Annotated in this window: 19 protein-coding genes; 9 read left to right on the plus strand and 10 right to left on the minus strand. The window is 72.2% G+C overall.

Translation table 11 applies throughout. The annotated features are described in order from the left end of the window. The first annotated feature begins 34 nt into the window (after positions 1–34). Positions 35–1261: an alpha/beta hydrolase family protein gene (locus tag ACIBHX_RS31920; RefSeq protein ID WP_397071058.1), complete on the plus strand. Its 1227-nt coding sequence runs from the start codon at positions 35–37 to the stop codon at positions 1259–1261. Here the strand turns inward: ACIBHX_RS31920 and ACIBHX_RS31925 are convergent. Continuing rightward, positions 1229–2092 carry a helix-turn-helix domain-containing protein gene (locus tag ACIBHX_RS31925; protein WP_397071059.1) on the minus strand — a complete coding sequence of 288 codons (864 nt, stop codon included), beginning with the start codon at positions 2090–2092 and terminating at the stop codon, positions 1229–1231. The genes ACIBHX_RS31920 and ACIBHX_RS31925 overlap by 33 nt on opposite strands. A 126-nt stretch (positions 2093–2218) precedes the next feature. Here ACIBHX_RS31925 and ACIBHX_RS31930 point away from each other — a divergent pair, with 126 nt between their 5' ends. Then, positions 2219–2965 (plus strand): NADPH-dependent F420 reductase, encoded by a 747-nt coding sequence (locus ACIBHX_RS31930; protein ID WP_397071060.1) that lies wholly within the window; start codon positions 2219–2221, stop codon positions 2963–2965. 63 nt (positions 2966–3028) lie between these two features. Here ACIBHX_RS31930 and ACIBHX_RS31935 read toward each other — a convergent pair whose 3' ends face one another. Continuing rightward, a complete protein-coding gene (locus tag ACIBHX_RS31935; protein ID WP_397071061.1) occupies positions 3029–3595 on the minus strand; it encodes a DUF664 domain-containing protein in 567 nt (188 codons plus the stop codon). A gap of 114 nt (positions 3596–3709) precedes the next feature. On the opposite strand from ACIBHX_RS31935, the gene ACIBHX_RS31940 reads away from it, so the two are divergent. From ACIBHX_RS31940 to ACIBHX_RS31950, 3 genes are read left to right on the plus strand one after another with little or no spacing between them, the layout of a single operon-like run. Then, complete coding sequence (locus tag ACIBHX_RS31940; protein WP_397071062.1) at positions 3710–4033, plus strand: PadR family transcriptional regulator; 324 nt, start codon at positions 3710–3712, stop codon at positions 4031–4033. Further along, entirely contained in the window at positions 4030–4833 is an 804-nt protein-coding gene (locus ACIBHX_RS31945) for a hypothetical protein (RefSeq protein ID WP_397071063.1), read from the plus strand. Before ACIBHX_RS31940 ends, ACIBHX_RS31945 begins: the two co-directional genes overlap by 4 nt. 42 nt (positions 4834–4875) lie before the next feature. After that, on the plus strand, positions 4876–6948 hold the full coding sequence (locus ACIBHX_RS31950) for an alpha/beta hydrolase family protein (RefSeq protein WP_397071064.1): 2073 nt from the start codon (positions 4876–4878) through the stop codon (positions 6946–6948). Positions 6949–6965: 17 nt separating this feature from the next. Here ACIBHX_RS31950 and ACIBHX_RS31955 read toward each other — a convergent pair whose 3' ends face one another. Beyond that, positions 6966–7931, minus strand: a complete 966-nt coding sequence (locus tag ACIBHX_RS31955; protein WP_397071065.1) for an NAD(P)/FAD-dependent oxidoreductase — start codon at positions 7929–7931, stop codon at positions 6966–6968. A gap of 76 nt (positions 7932–8007) precedes the next feature. Next, positions 8008–9666: an FAD-binding dehydrogenase gene (locus ACIBHX_RS31960; protein ID WP_397071066.1), complete on the minus strand. Its 1659-nt coding sequence runs from the start codon at positions 9664–9666 to the stop codon at positions 8008–8010. Positions 9667–9725: 59 nt separating this feature from the next. On the opposite strand from ACIBHX_RS31960, the gene ACIBHX_RS31965 reads away from it, so the two are divergent. Together ACIBHX_RS31965 and ACIBHX_RS31970 are read left to right on the plus strand one after the other, a co-directional pair. Next, positions 9726–10610 carry an alpha/beta fold hydrolase gene (locus ACIBHX_RS31965; protein WP_397071067.1) on the plus strand — a complete coding sequence of 295 codons (885 nt, stop codon included), beginning with the start codon at positions 9726–9728 and terminating at the stop codon, positions 10608–10610. Further along, positions 10607–11230, plus strand: a complete 624-nt coding sequence (locus ACIBHX_RS31970; RefSeq protein WP_397071068.1) for a TetR/AcrR family transcriptional regulator — start codon at positions 10607–10609, stop codon at positions 11228–11230. The genes ACIBHX_RS31965 and ACIBHX_RS31970 overlap by 4 nt, the downstream gene beginning before the upstream one ends. 21 nt (positions 11231–11251) lie before the next feature. Here the strand turns inward: ACIBHX_RS31970 and ACIBHX_RS31975 are convergent, their stop codons facing one another. The 3 genes from ACIBHX_RS31975 to ACIBHX_RS31985 form a co-directional block, all read right to left on the minus strand. After that, positions 11252–12715: a serine hydrolase domain-containing protein gene (locus ACIBHX_RS31975; protein ID WP_397071069.1), complete on the minus strand. Its 1464-nt coding sequence runs from the start codon at positions 12713–12715 to the stop codon at positions 11252–11254. Positions 12716–12785: 70 nt separating this feature from the next. Continuing rightward, complete coding sequence (locus tag ACIBHX_RS31980; protein WP_397071070.1) at positions 12786–14024, minus strand: RNA polymerase sigma factor; 1239 nt, start codon at positions 14022–14024, stop codon at positions 12786–12788. Positions 14025–14029: 5 nt separating this feature from the next. Continuing rightward, positions 14030–14449, minus strand: coding sequence for a YciI family protein (locus ACIBHX_RS31985; protein WP_397071071.1), 420 nt, complete (start codon positions 14447–14449; stop codon positions 14030–14032). Between the two features lie 205 nt (positions 14450–14654). On the opposite strand from ACIBHX_RS31985, the gene ACIBHX_RS31990 reads away from it, so the two are divergent. Together ACIBHX_RS31990 and ACIBHX_RS31995 are read left to right on the plus strand one after the other, a co-directional pair. Beyond that, positions 14655–15509 (plus strand): TetR/AcrR family transcriptional regulator, encoded by an 855-nt coding sequence (locus tag ACIBHX_RS31990; protein WP_397071072.1) that lies wholly within the window; start codon positions 14655–14657, stop codon positions 15507–15509. Next, complete coding sequence (locus ACIBHX_RS31995) at positions 15497–16291, plus strand: pentapeptide repeat-containing protein (RefSeq protein ID WP_397071073.1); 795 nt, start codon at positions 15497–15499, stop codon at positions 16289–16291. The genes ACIBHX_RS31990 and ACIBHX_RS31995 overlap by 13 nt, the downstream gene beginning before the upstream one ends. A gap of 12 nt (positions 16292–16303) precedes the next feature. Here the strand turns inward: ACIBHX_RS31995 and ACIBHX_RS32000 are convergent, their stop codons facing one another. From ACIBHX_RS32000 to ACIBHX_RS32010, 3 genes are read right to left on the minus strand one after another with little or no spacing between them, the layout of a single operon-like run. Next, positions 16304–16708, minus strand: a complete 405-nt coding sequence (locus ACIBHX_RS32000) for a thioesterase family protein (RefSeq protein ID WP_397071074.1) — start codon at positions 16706–16708, stop codon at positions 16304–16306. Then, complete coding sequence (locus tag ACIBHX_RS32005; RefSeq protein WP_397071075.1) at positions 16701–17270, minus strand: TetR/AcrR family transcriptional regulator; 570 nt, start codon at positions 17268–17270, stop codon at positions 16701–16703. Before ACIBHX_RS32005 ends, ACIBHX_RS32000 begins: the two co-directional genes overlap by 8 nt. Positions 17271–17297: 27 nt before the next feature. Then, on the minus strand, positions 17298–18062 hold the full coding sequence (locus ACIBHX_RS32010) for a TetR/AcrR family transcriptional regulator C-terminal domain-containing protein (RefSeq protein WP_397071077.1): 765 nt from the start codon (positions 18060–18062) through the stop codon (positions 17298–17300). Positions 18063–18139 lie beyond the last annotated feature (77 nt).

Raw genomic sequence — 18139 nt, forward strand, 5'->3', positions numbered from 1 at the left:
GCCTCGTCACGTATCCAGCCTGAGGAGGTTTTGCATGTCCTTCATCACGAACGTCACCGGCCTGGCCGCGGTGGCGCTGGCAGCGTCCCTGATGCCCAGCGCCGCCGTGGCTCATCAGGAAGCCGGCGGGCGTCGTGTCACGGTGAGCCTGCCCGCGCCGGGCGGGCCGTACGCCGTCGGCACTTTCGCCGTGCGCCTGGTGGACCGTACGCGCCCCGACCCGCTGGTGAAGTCGAAGCCCTACCGGGAGCTGATGGTCAGCCTGTGGTACCCGGCCAAGCAGCCCGGCCAGTCGCTGCCCGTCGCCCCGCACATGGCGCCGCTGGCCGCGGCCGACTGGGATCGTCACTCCGCGCCGCCCATGGGCATCGCGAAGGGCACGGTGGACTGGGCCGCCACCCCGACCCACGCCCGCGTCGGCGCGCCGGTCGACCGCCGCGCGGGCAAGCTGCCGGTCGTGCTCTTCGGCTCGGGGGACGGCGGGCCGCGCACCCTCGGCACGGCCCTGGTACAGGACCTGGCCGCGCGCGGCTACCTGGTCGTCACCGTGGACCACACTTACGAGGCCGACCAGGTGGAGTTCCCCGGCGGGCGGCTCGTCCGCGCTCTGCCCCTGCCGACGAAGCTGACCCCGCCCGTCATCGCCAGGCTGCTCGCCCGGCATTCTCAGGCGCGACTGGCGGACATGCGGTTCGTCCTGGACCAGATCACCGCCCTGGGGCGCGGCCGCGGTCTCGGCGAGAAGGACACACAGCTGCCCGCCGGGCTGCGCGGCGCCCCCGACCTGTCCCGGGTGGGAGCGCTCGGCCAGTCCCTGGGCGGGTCGGTGGCGGCGCAGCTCGTCCACGACGACCGGCGCGTGGACGCGGGCGTCAACCTCGACGGCGGCTACGTCGGCCCGGTCGCCAAGACCGGCGTGGCCAAGCCGTTCCTGCAGCTGGCAGCCGAAACACACACCCGGGCGAGCGAGCCCAGCTGGAAGTCCTTCTGGGAGGCCTCGACCGGCTGGAAGCGGGAGCTGCGTTTCAAGGGCGCGGCTCATGGCTCGTTCACCGACTTGCAGGCGCTGCTGCCGCAGATCGCGGTGACCTCGCCGAAGGTGCCGGTCGCCGACTTCGTCGGCACGATCGACCCCGGACGGTCCGTGTCGGCTCAGCGCGCGTACCTCGCGGCCTTCTTCGACCTGCACCTGAGCAAGAAGCACACCCGCCTGTTCGAGGCGCCTGACTCACGTTTCCCCGAGGTCTCCCTCATACCCTGAGCCCAGGCTCCCGAGTTTCCGCAGTGCCTGCTCAGATGCCGAGCCCGGCTCGGCGGCGAACAGGTCCAGCCCGCAGCACGACGGCTCATCGGGCAGCGTGACGAGCTCGCCGTGCAGGGTCAGTTCGCCCACGACGGGGTGGTGCAGCACGTACGCTCGGGACCGGACCTGCGCGACCGGGTGCTCCGCCCACATCCGCGCGAAGTCCGCGCTCAGCTCCCGCAGGCCGTCGACGTGCGCGGCGAGTCCGGAGTCCCCGCGATACCGCCCGAGCAGCACGCGCAGATGCGCCACCTGCTCGCGGGCCGCCCGCTCCCAGCCGGTGCGGAGCAGCTCGCGCAGGTAGGGCTCGGTGAACAGCAGGTGCGAGAGCGTGCGGCGGTCCTCCGGCAGCGCGGGGAGGTCGCCGAACACCGCCACGGCGAGCTGGTTCCAGCCGATGATCTGGGTGTGCCGGCCGACCACCAGCGCCGGCGTCATCACGAAGGACTCCAGCAGGTAGCGCAAGCTCGCAGGCACCTCCGGCGAGGTTTCGGCCCCCGCGCACGGCAGGGGGTGCCGTGCGATCCGGCGCAGGTAAGTCAGTTCGTCGGTGTCCAGGCGCAGCGCCGAGCCGACGGCGTCCAAGATCTCGTCCGAGACGCTGTCGCCCTTGCCCTGTTCCAGTCGCGTGTAGTGGGCGATGCTCACACCCGCGAGCCGGGCCAGCTCCTCACGCCTCAGGCCCGCGACCCGGCGCACTCCGCCGTAGTCGCGGAGCCCGACGTCCTGCGGGCGCAGACGCGCACGGCGTGATTTCAGGAACTCGCTCAGCTCGGCCCGGTCGTCCACGCGACCACCCTACGTCCGAGCGTGCGGCGGGTGATCACGCCGTGAGTACGCAGGACACGGACCTGGTCGGGCGGTCGCGGCCGTTCCACGCTGTCAGACATCCACCCGAACGAACGGAGATATGCCGTGCCCCAAACGCTCGGACTCATCGGCAGCGGAATGATCGGTTCTTCCGTTGCCCGCCTGGCCGTCGCGGCCGGACTCGAGGTTGTCCTCAGCAATTCGCGAGGGCCTGAGACACTCGCCGACCTTGTCGCCGAGCTGGGCGAGCGAGCCCGGGCGGCCACCCCGGCGGCAGCGGCACGCGCCGCCGACCTGGTGGTGGCGGCCATCCCGCTGAACGCCTACGAACAGCTGCCCGCCGAAGCGCTGGCCGGCAAGACCGTGTTGGACACGGCGAACTACTACCCCGAGCGCGACGGCCACCTGGCCGAACTGGATGCGGGCGAGCTGACCTCCAGTGCCCTGATGCAGCGCCATCTGGCGGGCTCCCAGGTGGTGAAGGCGTTCAACAACATCACCCCGCACCAGCTGTTCACCCTCGCCCGGCCCACGGGCGCGCCGGACCGCAGCGCGCTGCCCATCGCCGGCGACGACGCGGAGGCCAAGGCGGAGGCCACCCGGCTGTTGGATGTCCTCGGGTACGACGCGGTGGACACCGGCACGCTCGCCACCAGCTGGCGCAGCGAACCGAACACACCGGTCTACATCCAGCCCTATCTCGGCGAAACGCCCGCCATGAGCGTCGAGGCCTTCCTCCGCTGGACTCTCCAGACTCCCGGCATCGTCGTTCCCGCAGCGCAGGTCGGCAAGCTCATCGAGACCGCGGTTCGCCGGCCTGCCGGCGAGGCCAGACTCCCAAGCGACGCCTGACTCCATCGATGAAGTCGTCGACCGTGCCCTCGAGCGCCGCGGACATGGTGCGGCCCCGCTCGGTCAGCTGGACTTCGCGTGCCAGCCGGCCGGTGGGTCCTCGCCGACCCGCCCGTCCACCGCCTCGCGGAGCAGATCGGCATGCCCCGTGTGCCGCCCGTACTCCTCGATCATGTCGCAGACCAGCCGGCGCAGGCTGACGTGGCGCCCGTCAGGGAAGGCGAGGTGGACGAGCTGGTCGAGTCCGCCGGCGGCCAGGGCCGCGTCGAGCCTCGCCCTGGACCGTTCGACGGTGGCGTCCCAGAGCGCGTAGAGGTCTTCTGGGGTGTCGCCGGCGGCCGAGTTGAAGTCCCAGTCGGGGTCGGCGCCCCAGTCCACGGTGTCCCACGGCGCGCACATCGGCGCGCCGCTGAGTTTGGTGCTGAACATCTGCTCTTCGGCGCGCGCGAGGTGTTTGAGCAGGCCGCCCAGCGTCAGCGAGGCGGCGCCGATGCGGGTCCCCAGCCCGGCCGCGTCGAGGTCGTCGGTCTTCCAGCGGAAGGTCGCGCGCAGGCGGTCGAGCGCACCGACGAGGTGCTCGGCCTCGGTACCGGCAGCAGGCGGTTCCCACCAGTAGTCGCTATTGGTCATGTCGCCACCGTAGAGCCCATTCCGGACGTTCTGCTTCCGGAAGTGGATCGAGGGACAGCGGGGTCGTTAGTATCGTTTGACGACCTATCGTTTGGCGTATTAGAGGGGGCCGTGATGGCGCGACGTACGGATCCGCTGGGCTGGGGCAATCCCCCGCTGCTGATTCTGGGGAGCCTCGCGGAGGGCCCCAAGCACGGCTACGCGATCGTCAAGGACGTCCAGGAGCAGGCGGGCATCACGCTCGGCCCGGGGACGCTGTACGCCGCGCTGTCCAGGCTGGAGGAGCAGGGAATGGTCGAGGCGTTGCCCGGGGAGGAGCGCCGCAGGCCGTACCAGATCACCGCGGCGGGGGCGTCGGCGCTGGCCGAGCGGCTGGCCGAGATGTCGCGCTTCGCCACCACCGGCCTGAGCCGGCTGTCGGCGAGCGTGCCGCGATGAGCGGGCCGGCCGCGCGCATCGCGCTGGCCTGCTATCCGCCGTGGTTCCGCGAGCGCTACGGGCAGGAACTCGCGGCGCTGGTCGAGGACACGGGCGGCGGCCCGGGAGTCGTGGTGGACCTCGCGCTTGGCGCCACGCGGGCCTGGTTGCGGCCCGCGCTGGCGGGCGATCCGGACGCCCGGGTCAGGCGCCGTCTGCAGGCGACGCTGGCCACGACGTGGGTGGCCTGGTGTGCGGGGGTCTCGTCGGTGCCGGTGATGGATCGGCTGCTGCTGGATCCGCCGTCGCCGGGGACCTCGCACGCGGTACGCACCCTGGTCTCGGCGGCGTGGTGGCTGGTGGTGGCGGGATGCGCCGTGGCCACCGCGGCGGCGCTGCTGCTGACGCTGAGGGTGCTGGTGCCGGCGCGCGATCGCCGCCTGGTCGTGCCGCTGCTGCCCGGGGGCCTCATGGTCGGCGTCGAGGTCGCGGGCGCCCTGCTGCTCGCGCAGCCGCACGAACTGTCGGCGGGCTTCCTGGCCGGCGTGCTGGTGTGGGTGCTCGGGCTGGGCGTGACGGTGCTCGCGATCGCCGCAGGACCGGTCGTCACGCTGCGGCGGGCCCGGCCGTCCGCCGCGGTGATGCGGCGGCCGGTGCTGCTGGCCGCGGCCGTGGCGGTCCTGCTCGGCGCGGTCGCGGTGGTCGACGGCGTCGCCGCGGCGCTGACCGTCCGCACCCCGCTGACGCTGGCAGGCGTGGCGGTCGGCGCGGTGGCGGCACTGTGCTCGTCGATCAGCGTCACGCGGGCGCTCCGCCACTAGTACGTTTGACGTTACATCGTTTCACGTACTAGCGTGCGGCGCGTGACCTTGACCAGAGCCCTGCGGTGGTGCATGGCATCCGCGGGGGCCTTCACCACGCTGATCCTGCTGACCACCCAGTCCCGCGCCGTACGCGTCTTCAGCCCGTGGCAGGACGATCCCTACGACGTCGTGATCTCCGCCACCGAACTACTCGTTCCAGCCCTGGCGCTGGCGATCGCCATCCGTGCCCGGGTACGGCCCGCGTCAGGCGACCTGCTGCGCGGCGCCCGGGTGGTGCTGGTGGCCGTGGTGGCGACGGCGGTGACGTGCTGGGCGTCGGTCGCCGCGGGCGCGCACGCCGACGTGCGAGGCTGGCAGCAGCAGCTGCTGATCGCCGGGCTGGCCGTCGTCACCCTGTCGGCCGTGCCCCTGGCCGTGGCCCTGCGCCGGGCCGGTCCCGCCACCAGGGACGACACCGACTGGGTGGAAGACTTCCTGACCGCCGTGGCACGCCTGCGGATCCCCGTCGGCTGGGCGCGCCGGCTCGCCCAGGTCCTGCGCGCGCACCGGATCCTGGCGGCCGTGCTGCTCGCGACCGCCGTATCCGGCTGGCTGGCGCTGGCCGAGGCGATCGGCGACGGCCTGGGCCCGCGGCCCCTGCAGGCCGCCGCCTTCCGCGTCGTCGTCGGCGCGACCCTGCTGGTCGCCCTGCTCGTCCCGGTCAACGCCTATCTCGGGCTGCTGCACTCGTCCCGGCCGAGCCGCCGCACGCCGGTCCTCATGGCGGCCCTGTACGGCGCGGCCGTGAGCGTTCCCGTCACCGTCGCCTTCCGCGAGGGGATCGGCCACCTGCTCGACTACCCGCTCGACACCCTGGGCGACATCAGCAGGCTCGTGGCGTGGCTGGCGGCCGTCGTCGCCCTGGTCACCCTGCTGGTGCAGGCCTTCAGGACCCGCGGGCGCAGGGTGTCCCGGATCTTGGTCGGGCTGCCACTGGTGCTCGTCGTCCTGGTCGTCGGATACCTCGGCGTGGTCACCGTACAGCGGGTGCTGCCGCAGGACCTGCCCGCGCCGACCGGCGCATACGGAGTCGGGCGGACGTTCCGGGAATGGACCGACACCAGCCGCACCGACCCGCTCGCGCCGCACCCCGGTCTGCCGCGCGAGCTGTCGGTGTGGATCTGGTATCCGACGCAGCAGGGCACCAGCGGCCCGCGCGCTCCCTACGCCCCGGGCCAGTGGGGAAAGCAGCACATCCCGACTCCGCTGCCCGGGCTCGGCGAGGGCAGCTTCGCGGCGGTGCGCACCCGGGCGGTCGACGAGGCGAACGTGGCACCGGGCCGCTTCCCGCTGGTCGTCCTGATGCCCGGCATGGGACTCGACGCGCCGGTGTTCAGCACCCTGGCCCAGGACCTGGCCAGCCACGGCTATCTGGTGGCGAGCCTGACCCCGACCTACAGCGCCAACGTCACCGTCCTGCACGGCCGGCCCGTGACCAGCACGCCATCAGGCAAACCCGACGATTTCGATGAGAGGAACGCTGAGCGGCTGATCGGCGTTTGGACGGCCGATGCCCGATTCGTCGCCACCCGCGCGGCCGACCTCGACCGGGACACCCGCCTGGCCGGGCACGTCGACACCGGCCATCCCCTCTACGTCGGGCATTCCTTCGGCGGTGCCACCGCCTTCCAGGCCTGTCACGACGACCCGTCCTGCGCGGGGGCGGTCGACCTGGACGGAACCCTGTACGGCGACGTCGTCCGCACCGGGCTGCGGGCTCCTGCCCTGATCCTCGGCGGCGACAACTCGTGCGTCACCGGTACCTGCCAGGCCGGCGACGCGGAGTCCCAGGGCATTCGCGACCAGACCCGGCGGTTGCTCGCCGCCGCGGCAGGTCCTGTCTGGCGCTACGAGATCGCCGGCACCGGCCATTTCAACTTCACCGACTACGCCGTCATCTACCTGGCGGCGCCGATCCGCGCCCTGTTCCCGCTGGAGTCCATCGACGGAGCCCGCGGCCTGCGCATCCAGGACGCCTACGTCACCCAGTTCGCCGACCAGGCGGTCCGCCACCACCCCTCCCCCCTCCTGTCCGGCGACCACCCCTACCCCGAGGTGCGCGCGCTCCGCTGACGAAGGGGCGCCGCGCGTTAGGCCGCCGACGAGTGGCCGCGGGCTTCGATCGCGCGGCGGGTGTCCTCGGCGATCAGGTCGGCGTTGATCTGCGCCGCCGCCATGACGCCCGCCGCTGCGCTGCTGCCGACCTGCGCGGCCAGGTCTGCCACGTTGCCCGCGACCCACACCCCGGGGACTTCCGTACGGCCGGCCGCATCGGCGGCGAGGTGCTCCCCCACCCCCGCGGGATGCGCGGCGGGGCGCAGCCCGAGCGAGGCCAGGAACCCGGTGCGGGCCGCCATCCAGGTCGAGACCGCCACGGCCTCGCGGGCGACCACGGTGCCGTCGCTCAGCCGTACTCCGGTGATGTGGTCATCGACGATCTCCAGGGCAGCGACCTCGCCCGGCACCACGCGGATGCCGCGCGCCGCGAGCTGCTCGGCCTGTTCGCCGGACGGCGGCGGCGTGGTGTGGGTGAAGAACGTGACGTCGTCGCTCAGCTGCCGGAACAGCAACGCCTGATGCACCGACAGCGGGCCGTTGGCCAGCACGCCGATGGCCTGGTCGCGCACCTCCCAGCCGTGGCAGTACGGGCAGTGGACCACGTCCCTGCCCCACCGGGCGCGCAGTCCCGGGATGTCCGGCAGCTCGTCGACCAGCCCGGCGGCCACCAGCAGGCGGCGCGCGCGGACCGTCCGGCCGTCGGCCAGCGCGATCTGGAACCCGTCGCCGTCGCGTGCCGCGTCGGTGACCTCGCCGGACACCACGTGGCCGCCGTAGCCGCGGACCTCGGCGCGGCCGCGCTCAAGCAGCTCACCCGGACGGATCCCGTCGTGGCCCAGCAACCCGTGCACGCCGGAAGCGGGGGCGTTGCGCGGGGCACCCGCGTCGATCACCACCACAGACCTGCGCGACCTGGCCAGGGTCAGCGCCCCGCTCAACCCCGCGGCGCCACCGCCGACGACCACCACGTCATAGCTGTCATTCAGCTGATCGGTCATGTTGACCACCTCCGCGACAACCATGCAAGGTGGGCGGCCGAAGAGGCAAACCTCGTTGCCGATACGGCAAGCCGTCCTACCTGTTGGCGGCGAGGGCCAGGCCGGCGGCGCGGCCGGAGAAGATGCAGCCGCCCAGGAAGGTCCCCTCGAGGGCGTTGTAGCCGTGGACGCCTCCGCCGCCGAAGCCCGCGACCTCGCCCGCCGCGTACAGGCCGGGCATCGGGGTGCCGTCGGAGCACAGGACCTGGGAGTCGAGGTCGGTCTGCAGGCCTCCCAGCGTCTTGCGCGTCAGGATGTTGAGGCGCACGGCGATCAGCGGTCCGTGCGCCGGATCGAGGATCCGGTGCGGCCGGGCGACGCGCACCAGCCGGTCCCCTAGATATCGGCGGGCGTTGTGGACCGCCATGAGCTGCAGGTCCTTGGAATAGCCGTTGATGACCTCCCCGTCGCGGGCGAGGATCTGGCGCTCCAGTACGGCGGGGTCCAGCTGCGGGCCACGCGAGATCTTGTTCATCCCCGCCACCAGGCTCCGCAGGTCGTCGGCGACGACGAAGTCGACGCCGTGTCGCTTGAACGCCTCGACGGGCCCCGGCGCGCCCTTGGCGCGGCGGCTGGCCAGGGCGAGCTTGAGGTCCTTGCCGGTGATGTCCGGGTTCTGCTCGGAGCCCGACAGCGCGAACTCCTTCTCGATGATCGTCTGGGTGAGCACGAACCAGGAGTAGTCGTAGCCGGTGCTCAGGATCGCCTTCATCGTGGCGGTGGTGTCGAACCCCGGGAAGTTGGGCGCAGGCAGCCGCCGCCCGGTCGCGTCGAACCACAGCGACGACGGGCCCGGGATGATCCGGATGGCGTGATCGGGCCAGATGGGATCCCAGTTGTGGATGCCCTCGGTGTAGTGCCACATGCGGTCACGGTTGACCACGTTGCCGCCCGCCAGCTCGGTGATCTCCAGCATGCGCCCGTCGACGTACGCGGGCACGCCGGAGATCATCGTCTCCGGGCAGGGGCCGAGCCGCTCGACCGGCCAGTTGCGGCGGATGAGCTCGTGGTTGTGCCCGACGCCGCCCGACGTCACGATCACCGCTCCCGCGCGCAGCTCGAACTCGCCTGCCTGGCCGCGCGGCGACGCCTTGCCCCGCTCCAGGTCGGTCGGCTCCAGTACGGTCCCCCGCACGCCGACCACGGCGCCGTCCTCCACGATCAGCTCGTCGACCTGGTGACGGAAGCGGAAGGTGACCAGCCCGCGGCGCTCGCCCGCCAGCACCGGCTCGGCGAAGACGCGGACCACCTCAGGCCCGGTCCCCCAGGTCAGGTGGAAGCGTGGCACGGAGTTGCCGTGGGCGTCGGCCATGCCGCCGCCGCGCTCGGCCCAGCCGACTACGGGCGTCAGCCGCAGTCCCAGTTCGTGCAGGTAGGAGCGCTTCCTGGTGGCGGCGAACTCCACGTAGGCGCGCGCCCACTGCCGTGCCCAGTGGTCCTCTTCTCTGTCGAACCCGGCAGAGCCCATCCAGTCCTGCAGGGCCAGCGCGAAGGAGTCCTTGATGCCGAGGCGGCGCTGCTCCGGGGTGTCGACCATGAACAGCCCGCCGAGCGACCAGAACGCCTGACCGCCCAGGTTGTTCCGGTTCTCCTGCTCGACGATCAGGACCTTCCGCCCGGCCTTGACCAGCTCGTACGTGGCCACGAGCCCGGCCAAGCCGGCACCGACCACGATCACATCCGCTTGTTCGATCACGTACCAGGTGTACCATTTCTACGTCGTAGAGGAGCTCTACAGCGTAGAAACGAGGAGTCGTGATCGAGGTTCCCGGAGCGCGGCTGTACGCGGAGAAGACCGGATCGGGCCCCGCCCTGGTCCTGGTCCCCGGCGGGGGCGGTGACGCCGCGATGTACGACGCGGTGGTGCCGCTGCTGGCGAAGCGGTACACGGTGATCACCTTCGACCGGCGGGGCAACTCGCGCAGCCCGCTGGACTCCCCCGAGGCCGCCATCGGCATCCCGCGCCAGGCCGACGACGTCGTGGCGATCCTCGACCACTTCGGGATCGACCGGAGTTTCATCTTCGGCTCGAGCGCGGGCGCGCTCATCGCGGTCGAGGTCATCGCCCGGCACGCCACGCGGCTGCTCGGCGCGGTGGTCCACGAGCCACCAATGGTCACCGTCCTGCCAGAAGGCGCTGACAGCCCGGAGGCCAGGGCGTTGGCGGAGCTGAGCGACATCGCGCGGCTCGAGGGGCCGCTGCGCGGGTTCGCGGCGTTCGCCTTCCTGACGATGCCCGACCCACCCAGGCTGCTCGCCTCGTCCGGTGGGCGGGCGGTGGCGGCCGCGGCCTTCGGCGGACTGCGGGCGCTCGGCGTGGCCGTGTCGCGGGTGAGTGGCCGCCCGCCAGGGTCGATGGTGCGGATGACGGGCAACACGGCGCTGCTGATGCGCCGGGAGCTGCCCGAATTCCTGGAATATGTGCCGGATCTGGCGGCGCTGGAGCATGCCCGGGTCCGCTACCGCTTCGCGACCGGGGTGGACAGCGTCGGCAGGCCGTACTACCGGCCCGGCCGGTATCTGGCGGAGCGGCTGGGCGTGCCGTGCGAGGACTTTCCCGGCGGGCACGTCTCCTACCAGTCCCATCCCGAGGAGTTCGCCGGTCGGCTGGCGGAGATCCTCGACTGGATGGCCGCATGAAGCGGCCCACCAGGCCCGCCCTGTCGCGCGCCTACATCGCCGGCGTCGCGCTGTCGCTGATCGACACGCTCGGGCCGGCCAGGTTCTCGATGCGCAAGCTCGGCGCCGAACTGGGCGCCGACCCGATGGCCGTCTACCACTACTTCGACGATCAGGAGGCGCTGTTCGACGCGGTGGCCGAGCTGCTGTTCGACGAGACCGACACCGGCTCGCTGCCCTGGGACGGGCCATGGCGCGAGCTGCTCGAGGCCACCTACCGGAGGCTGCGCGACACGCTGCTCGCCCATCCGCACGCCGTGCCGATCTTCGCCTCGCGGCCGGTGCGGTCGGCGCCTGCCATCGCCGTGGGCGACCGTACGATCACGATCTTGCGGGACGCGGGGTTCTCGCCCGGGCTGGCGCTGCAGGTGACGCGGGCGCTGCGCGACTTCACCGTCGGGCACGCGATGGCGATCGCGGCGGTCCGGCTGGGCGCGCAGCGGCGCAGCAAGAAGCCCGCGGCGGGCGCGCCGGACTACAACCTGCTGGCCGAGAGCGCCGACGCCGCGGGCATCGAAGAGCACTTCGACCTGGGCCTCCGCGCCATGCTGGACGGGTTCGACGCCATAGTCACGTCATAGTGCGCCGCGCTGGCCGTGGGGTCATGTCGTGGCGTGCTCAGGGGTGGGGGTTGGGGTGGCTTGGCGTAGGTGGATGAGGCGGGTGGTGGCGGTGGCGAGACCGGCTGCGGCGGCGAGGGTGAGGGTGATCGTCAGCGGGGCGGCGAAGTAGGTGAGCTGGGCCCAGGTGATCGTGCGGCCGTTGGTGAGGATCGACACCCACGTCGGGTAGAGCGCCAGGATCAACGCTGGGAGCAGGACGGGTATCAGGCGGAGGGCGGCGCGCCAGTACAGGTGAGAGCGACCGGGGGCGGCCGGGCGGGTCGTGCGGCGGGTGGCCCAGCGGCGGGCGCGGAGAGTGCCCAGGGTGCCGAGGGCGATCGAGGTGAGGGAGATCGCCGCGAGGATGAGGTCGTAGAGGAGGCGGTCGGAGCCGGGGGTGGCGGGGGTTTGCGCGCGGGTGAGGGCTACCAGGCCGGTGAGGATCTCGTAGGTGGGGTCGTAGAGGGCGGCGCCGTTGGTCATGACGGCGAAGCCGTACCCGGTGGCCGGGTCGATCGCCTCGGCCGCGTTGTAGGTGAAGAGGTTGCCCGCGTGCACGAGCAGCCCGTCCTGCGCGCCCCAGCCCATGCCGTAGTCGCGCACCCGCGACGGCGCGTGCATGGTCTCCAGGCTGCGCGGGGTGACCAAGCGCTTGCCGTACCCGGTCTGGGTGGTCAGCCAGTCGCCCATGTCCCTGGCGGTGGTGATGACGCCGCCGCTGCCGCTGCCGTCGAGGAAGGCGGGGAGCTCAGGCCGCGGGACCCACAGGCCGAAGATCGAGTTGAAGCCGTTGGCCGGGTGGACGTCGCGGTCGCTCACGGCGCTGCGGGTCATGCCGAGCGGGCCGAAGACACGCTGCTGCATGTACTGGCCGAAGGGTTGCCCGGAGGCGACCTCGACCAGGCGCGCGGCCACGTTGTAGTTGGCGTTGCAGTACTCCCACCGCGTCCCGGGATCGGACCGCAGCCGGCCGGTCCTGAGCGTGGCCACGTAGTCCCGCAGCGACCCGGCGTCCTCGGTCGCGCCGATGTCGACGGTGCGGTCCGACAGGCCGGAGGTCTGGTTCAGCAACTGCCGCACCGTGACGGTGGCCGCCCGTGGGTCCGCCAGGCGGAACTCCGGCAGTTGCCGCGCCACCGCCTCGTCCAGCGTCACCTTCCCCTCGTCGACCAGCGTCATCACGGCCATCGCGGTGAACGACTTGCTGACCGACGCCACCCGCATCGGCGTGTCCGCCGTCACGGCCCGCCCATCGCCGTCACGCCCGTAGCCACCGGCGTGCACGACCTTCCCCTGATGCGTCACCACGACCGCCAACCCCGGCAACCCGGTCGCGTCCATGGCCCGCCGTACATATCCATCAATAGCATCAGAAGACGGTACGGCTGGCGCCGCAGAAACCGCGGAGGGCGCGGTGAGTGAAAGGGCGGAAGCCAGTGCCAGCCCGATGAGCATGTATTTCATGACAGGAACCGTAGAAACCGGGCACATGCCGCCAGTACTGCCGATCGTCGGCGGGCACCCCTGACGAAAGTCAGGTCTCGACCCGCGCGGCCCGCCCGTTGAGGTAGCGCTGCTCGGGCAGGCTGCTGGTGCGCTGGGCCGCGGCCCGGTAGGCGGCCTGGGCGGATGAGGTGTCTCCGGCCATCTCCAGCAGGTGGGCGCGGACGGCGAGCAGCCGGTGGTGCCCGGCGATGCGGGCGTCGGATTCGAGCGCGGCCAGCAGTTCGAGCCCGGCGGGAGCCCCCTGGGCCATGGCCACGGCGACCGCGTGGTTGAGCGCGGCCATCGGGTTGTCGGACACCCGCACGAGGACCTCGTAGAGGGCGGCGATCTGCGGCCAGTCAGTGTCCGAGGCGCGCCCGGCCTCGTCGTGGACCGCGGCGACGGCCGCCTGCAGCTGGTAGGGACCCGTGGCGCCGCGCGGGAGAGCCTCGGTGATCAGGGCCACGCCCTCGGTGACGTAGTCGCGCTTCCACAGGCCGCGATCCTGCTCGGCCAGCGGGATCAGCGCGCCGTCGGGCCCGACCCTGGCGGGCGCGCGGGCGTCGGTGAGCAGCATGAGCGCCAGCAGTCCGGTCACCTCGCCGTCGTGGGGCAGCAGCCGGTGCAGCATGCGGGCCAGCCGGATCGCCTCGGCCGACAGCTCCACCCGGATGAGGTGGCTGCCGGAGGTGCTGGCGTAGCCCTCGGTGAAGATCAGGTAGAGCACGTGGAGCACGGCGGCCAGGCGTTCGGCGCGCTCGGGCTCGGCGGGCAGGCGGAACGGGACGCCGCTGGCCTTGATGCGCTGCTTGGCGCGGCTGATGCGCTGGCCCATCGTCGTCTCGGGCACCATGAACGCGCGGGCGATCTCAGCGGTGGTCAGTCCGCCGACCGTGCGCAGGGTCAGCGCGATCTGGTGCGCCGGTGACAGCGCCGGGTGGCAGCACATGAACAGCAGGACCAGCGTGTCGTCGGACTCGCGCGGCGCCCGGTCGGCGGCCGGGGCCAGCCAGTCCCCGGGCAGCGTCCACGTGGCCACCTGGTCCTCGCGCCGCTGGCGGGACTGCTCGCTGCGCAGCAGGTCGGTCAGCCGCCGCGAGGCCACCGTGATCAGCCAGGCGCGCGGGTTGTCCGGCAGCCCGTCGCCCGGCCACTGGGTGGCGGCCGCGATCAGGGCCTCCTGGACGGCGTCCTCGGCGAGGTCGAAGTGCCCGTAGCGGCGCACGAGCGCGCCGAGGACCTGCGGCGCCAGCTCGCGCAGCAGACCCTCGACGGCGTTGTCGAGCACAGCGGCTAGACCTCGAGGTCGGTGCGGCTGTCGACGATGGGACGGACGTCGGCCTTGGCCCTGCCCCGGGCGTGCTCAGGGGCGGGGCAGGCGGCCAGGCGGGCGGCGATCTCGGTGGCGCGGTCGAAGCTGTCGCACTCGACGATCGTGTAGCCCGCCAGCACCTCGGCGGTCTCGGGGTAGGGTCCGTCGGTCACGACGGGCACGCCGTTCTCCAGCTGGACCCGGCGCGTGTGCACGGGCGCGGCCAGGCCGCGGGCGTCGACGAACTCGCCGGAGTCGGCGATCTCCTTGTTCCACGCCTCCATGTAGGCGCCCATGGCCTCGAAGTCCGCGGCGGTCCACGCCGGGCTCTCCGGGCTGCCCTTGCCGGTCATGGAGTCGTAGTCCTGTTGCGACGCGTAGAGCAAGATCATGTATTTCATGCCCAACCTCCTTCTCCCCCGAGACGTCGGAGCCGCGCGCCCCATCTTGCCACCGGCTCCCGCGTTGTGACGCGCATCACAGGTACGCCTGCCGCCGACGCGGAGACGTGCGGGACAAGCCCCGTCCTGAGGTGCGCTAACCTGAGGTTCGAAACTTGGGACATCGCATCTCAAAGACATCAGATCCGCACAAGGAGGCCCCCGGGTGACCGAGACCGCGCCGACCGGGCTGGGCCGGCGGCGGCGCAGGCTGTCGGACGAGGAGACCGAGCGGCGGATGCTGGATGCCGCGCTGGCCATGGTCAACGAGGCGGGCCTGACCGTGAGCCTGGAGCACATCAGCTTCGAGGACGTCATCCGCGACGCCGGGGTGGCCCGTAGCGCGGTCTACCGGCGCTGGCCGTACAAGGACCTGTTCTTCAGCGACCTGCTCAGGGAGCTGGCCAGGGGCACGAGCCCGGCGATCGGCGGCGGCAACCCGGCGGCCGTCGAGGCGGTCGGTCAGACCATCCTGGAGCGAGTCGACTGGCTGAAGACGCCTGAGCTGCGGCGCGCGCTGGCGGCGGAGGTGCTGCGGCAGGGGGCGCTGAACGAGTTCGAGCTGTTCCACCGGTCGGTGGAGTGGCGGACGTACTTCGCGCTGCACGCCACGTTCCTCAGCCTGCCCGACGGCGAGCTGCGCGACGAGGTGCAGACGGCGCTGGCGGGCTCGGAGCGGCACCTGCTGTCGCGGATCGCCACGGCCTACGAGCGGGTCACCAGGCTGGTCGGGCTGCGGCTGCGACCTGAGGCCAACGCCACGTTCGAGACGCTGGCCGGGCTGGTCAGCGCCACGATCCGGGGCATGGTGATCATGGCTCCGGCGACGCCGGAGATCGCGACGAGGCGCGTCACGGGCAACCCGTTCGGCGCGCCGGAGGCCGCGGAGTGGTCGGAGCCGGCGCTCGGCATGGCCGCTCTCGCGCTGACGTTTCTCGAACCCGACCCGGAGGTGGAGTGGACCGGCGAACGGCTGGCCGAGCTGACGCAGGCACTCGAGAGCGGCTCATGGGCGAACTGACGGCGGACTGCTCGAGCTGCTTCGGGCTGTGCTGCGTGGCGCTGACGCTGTCCAAATCGGCCGACTTCGCGATCGACAAGCCCGCCGGTGACCCGTGCCCCAACCTGACGCAGGAGTTCCGCTGCGGCATCCACGCCAAGCTGCGGCAGAGCGGGTTCCCCGGCTGCACGGTCTACGACTGTTTCGGCGCGGGGCAGAAGATCTCGCAGGTCACCTTCGGCGGGCGTGACTGGCGGCAGGCGCCGGAGACGGCCGGGCAGATGTTCGCGCTGCTGCCGATCATGCGGCAGCTGCACGAGCTGCTGTGGTACCTGACCGAGGCGCTCCAGCAGCCCGAGACCCGCGAGATCCACGCCGACCTGGGCCGGGCTCGTGACGAGATCGAGCGCCTCACGCTTCTGGACGCCGGCGAGATCGAGAAGCTCGACGTGGCGGCGCACCGTGGCACGGTCAACGGGCTGCTGCTGCGGGCCAGCGAGCTGGTGCGCGGCAGGACGCCCAAGAAGAAGGAGCGGCGCGGGGCCGACCTGATGGGCGCCCGGCTCCGCGACGCCGACCTGCGCGGGGCGAACCTGCGCGGCGCCTACCTGATCGGCGCCGACCTGCGCGGTGCGGATCTGCGGCTGGCCGACCTCATCGGGGCGGACCTGCGTGACACGGACCTGCGCGGCGCCGACCTCACCGGGTCGCTGTTCCTCACCCAGGCGCAGGTCAACGCGGCCAGGGGCGACGGGGCAACCAAGCTGCCGCCGTCGCTTATCCGGCCCGCGCACTGGTCCTGATTCGTCGAGGCTCTAGGAGCTCTTGGCCGCCACCCGGGTGCCGAAGCGGGCTGCGTCGATGACCGCCCGCTCGTGGGTGCCCTCGCTGATGACGTCCACGCCGTCGTGCGCGGACACCTCGAAGCGCAGCCGCCGCCCGTCCACCTCGACCAGCCGCGCGCGGCAGGTGACCGTCAGCCCCGGCGGGGTGGCGGCCCGGTGGCTGACGTCGATGTGCGTGCCGACGGTCTGCTCGCGCGGCCAGTCCAGGTACGGCATGACGGCCCGCACGCACGTCCATTCCAGCAGCCCGACCAGGAACCCGGTGGCGAACACCCGCGGCATCTGCTGGAACTCCGGCGCCTCCGGATACAGCGCCGCCACGACCTTGCTCTCCGGCACCTGGAAGGCGAACTCGTGCTCCAGCCCTTCACGCATCCTTGGCTCCGATCATCCGTGCGGCGGCCGCCTTGGCCTTGAGCATCGCGCCGCGGTCGCCGTCGACCACCACCCGGGCGTTGGCCCCGTCGATCAGCAGGAGCAGCGCGTATCCGATCTCGTCCGGGTCGTCCAGGCCCGCCTGCGCGGCCAGTTCGCCCAGGCGCTCGCGCAGCCAGCCCTTGTAGGCGGAGATCACCTCGCGCGCCGGGTGAGCGGGGTCGGGCAGCTCCACGGCGGCGTTGGTGAACGGGCAGCCGCGGAAGCCCTCCTTGCCGTGGCCGCGGGCCAGCCAGTCGAAGACCGCCAGCAGCCGCTCGGCCGCCGATCCGCCGGTCTGGACGAGGAACTCGGTCAGCGCGGCCTGCCGTACGGCGCGGCGCCATTCCAGGACGGCGGCCACCAGGTTCTCCTTGGAGCCGAACTGGGCGTAGAGGGTCGGTTTGGACACCCCTGCCCGCTCGACCAGCGTGTCCACGCCGGTGGCGCGGATGCCCTCGGTGTAGAAGACCTCGCTGGCGACCTCCAGCAGCCGCTGCCCGCCCGGGCTGTAGCGATGCACAGCTCTGATACTGACAGGTCAGTAAAGTCAGGGCAACCGGGCGACGGCCGTCTCGATGCCGTCCATGATGAGGTCAAGCTCGGTGCCGAAGGCCTCCTCGGCGCGTTCCTCCCACTTGGCGGCGTCCTCGGTCTGCAGCCAGATCACCAGCGGGTAGCGATCGGCGAAGCCGGGGGCGACCTCCTCCAGCACGGCGGCGCGGGACGTCCACCACTCGTCGTCGGACGTTCCGGTGGCCGTCGGCGCCTGCTCGGCCTCGGCGATGACCCGGGCGGCGCCGCGGACCAGGTCGAGCAGGGCCGCGACCGCGCCGCGCAGCACCCGGGCCCGCAGGCCGGTCCGGGAAAGGACCCCGGCCAGCGTCTCCAGCGACTGGAACTCGTTGGGCCCGAGCACCGGGCGGGCCTGCGAGACCTGCAGCACCCAGGGGTGGCGCAGGTAGAAGGCGCGCATGTCGTGCGCCCACGATGTCAGGGCCGCCCGCCAGCCGCCGCCCGGCGGGTACTCGCTGGGCAGCTCGGCCAGCACGTGGTCGTACATGAGGTCGACCAGCTCGTTCTTGCTGGGCACGTAGGTGTACAGCGCCATGCCGGTACGGCCGAGCCGCTCGCCGACCGCGCGCATCGAGACGGCGGCCATGCCCTGCTCGTCGGCCACCGCGACGGCCGCCTCGACGATGGCCTCCACGCTCAGCCCCGGCTTCGGGCCGGGACGCGGCTCCTCGTCCTGGGGCGTGCGCCACAGCAGGGACATGGACCTGCGGGCGTCGCCCTGCCCGGCGAAGACCGTCATCCGGCAACTCCTTACGGCGTAAATTATTGGGCTCAACCTATCATGGAGCCTTCCGGTAGGGTGTGACGCCCACCTTG

Source organism: Nonomuraea sp. NPDC050536 (assembly GCF_044457685.1).
GTDB lineage: Bacteria > Actinomycetota > Actinomycetes > Streptosporangiales > Streptosporangiaceae > Nonomuraea.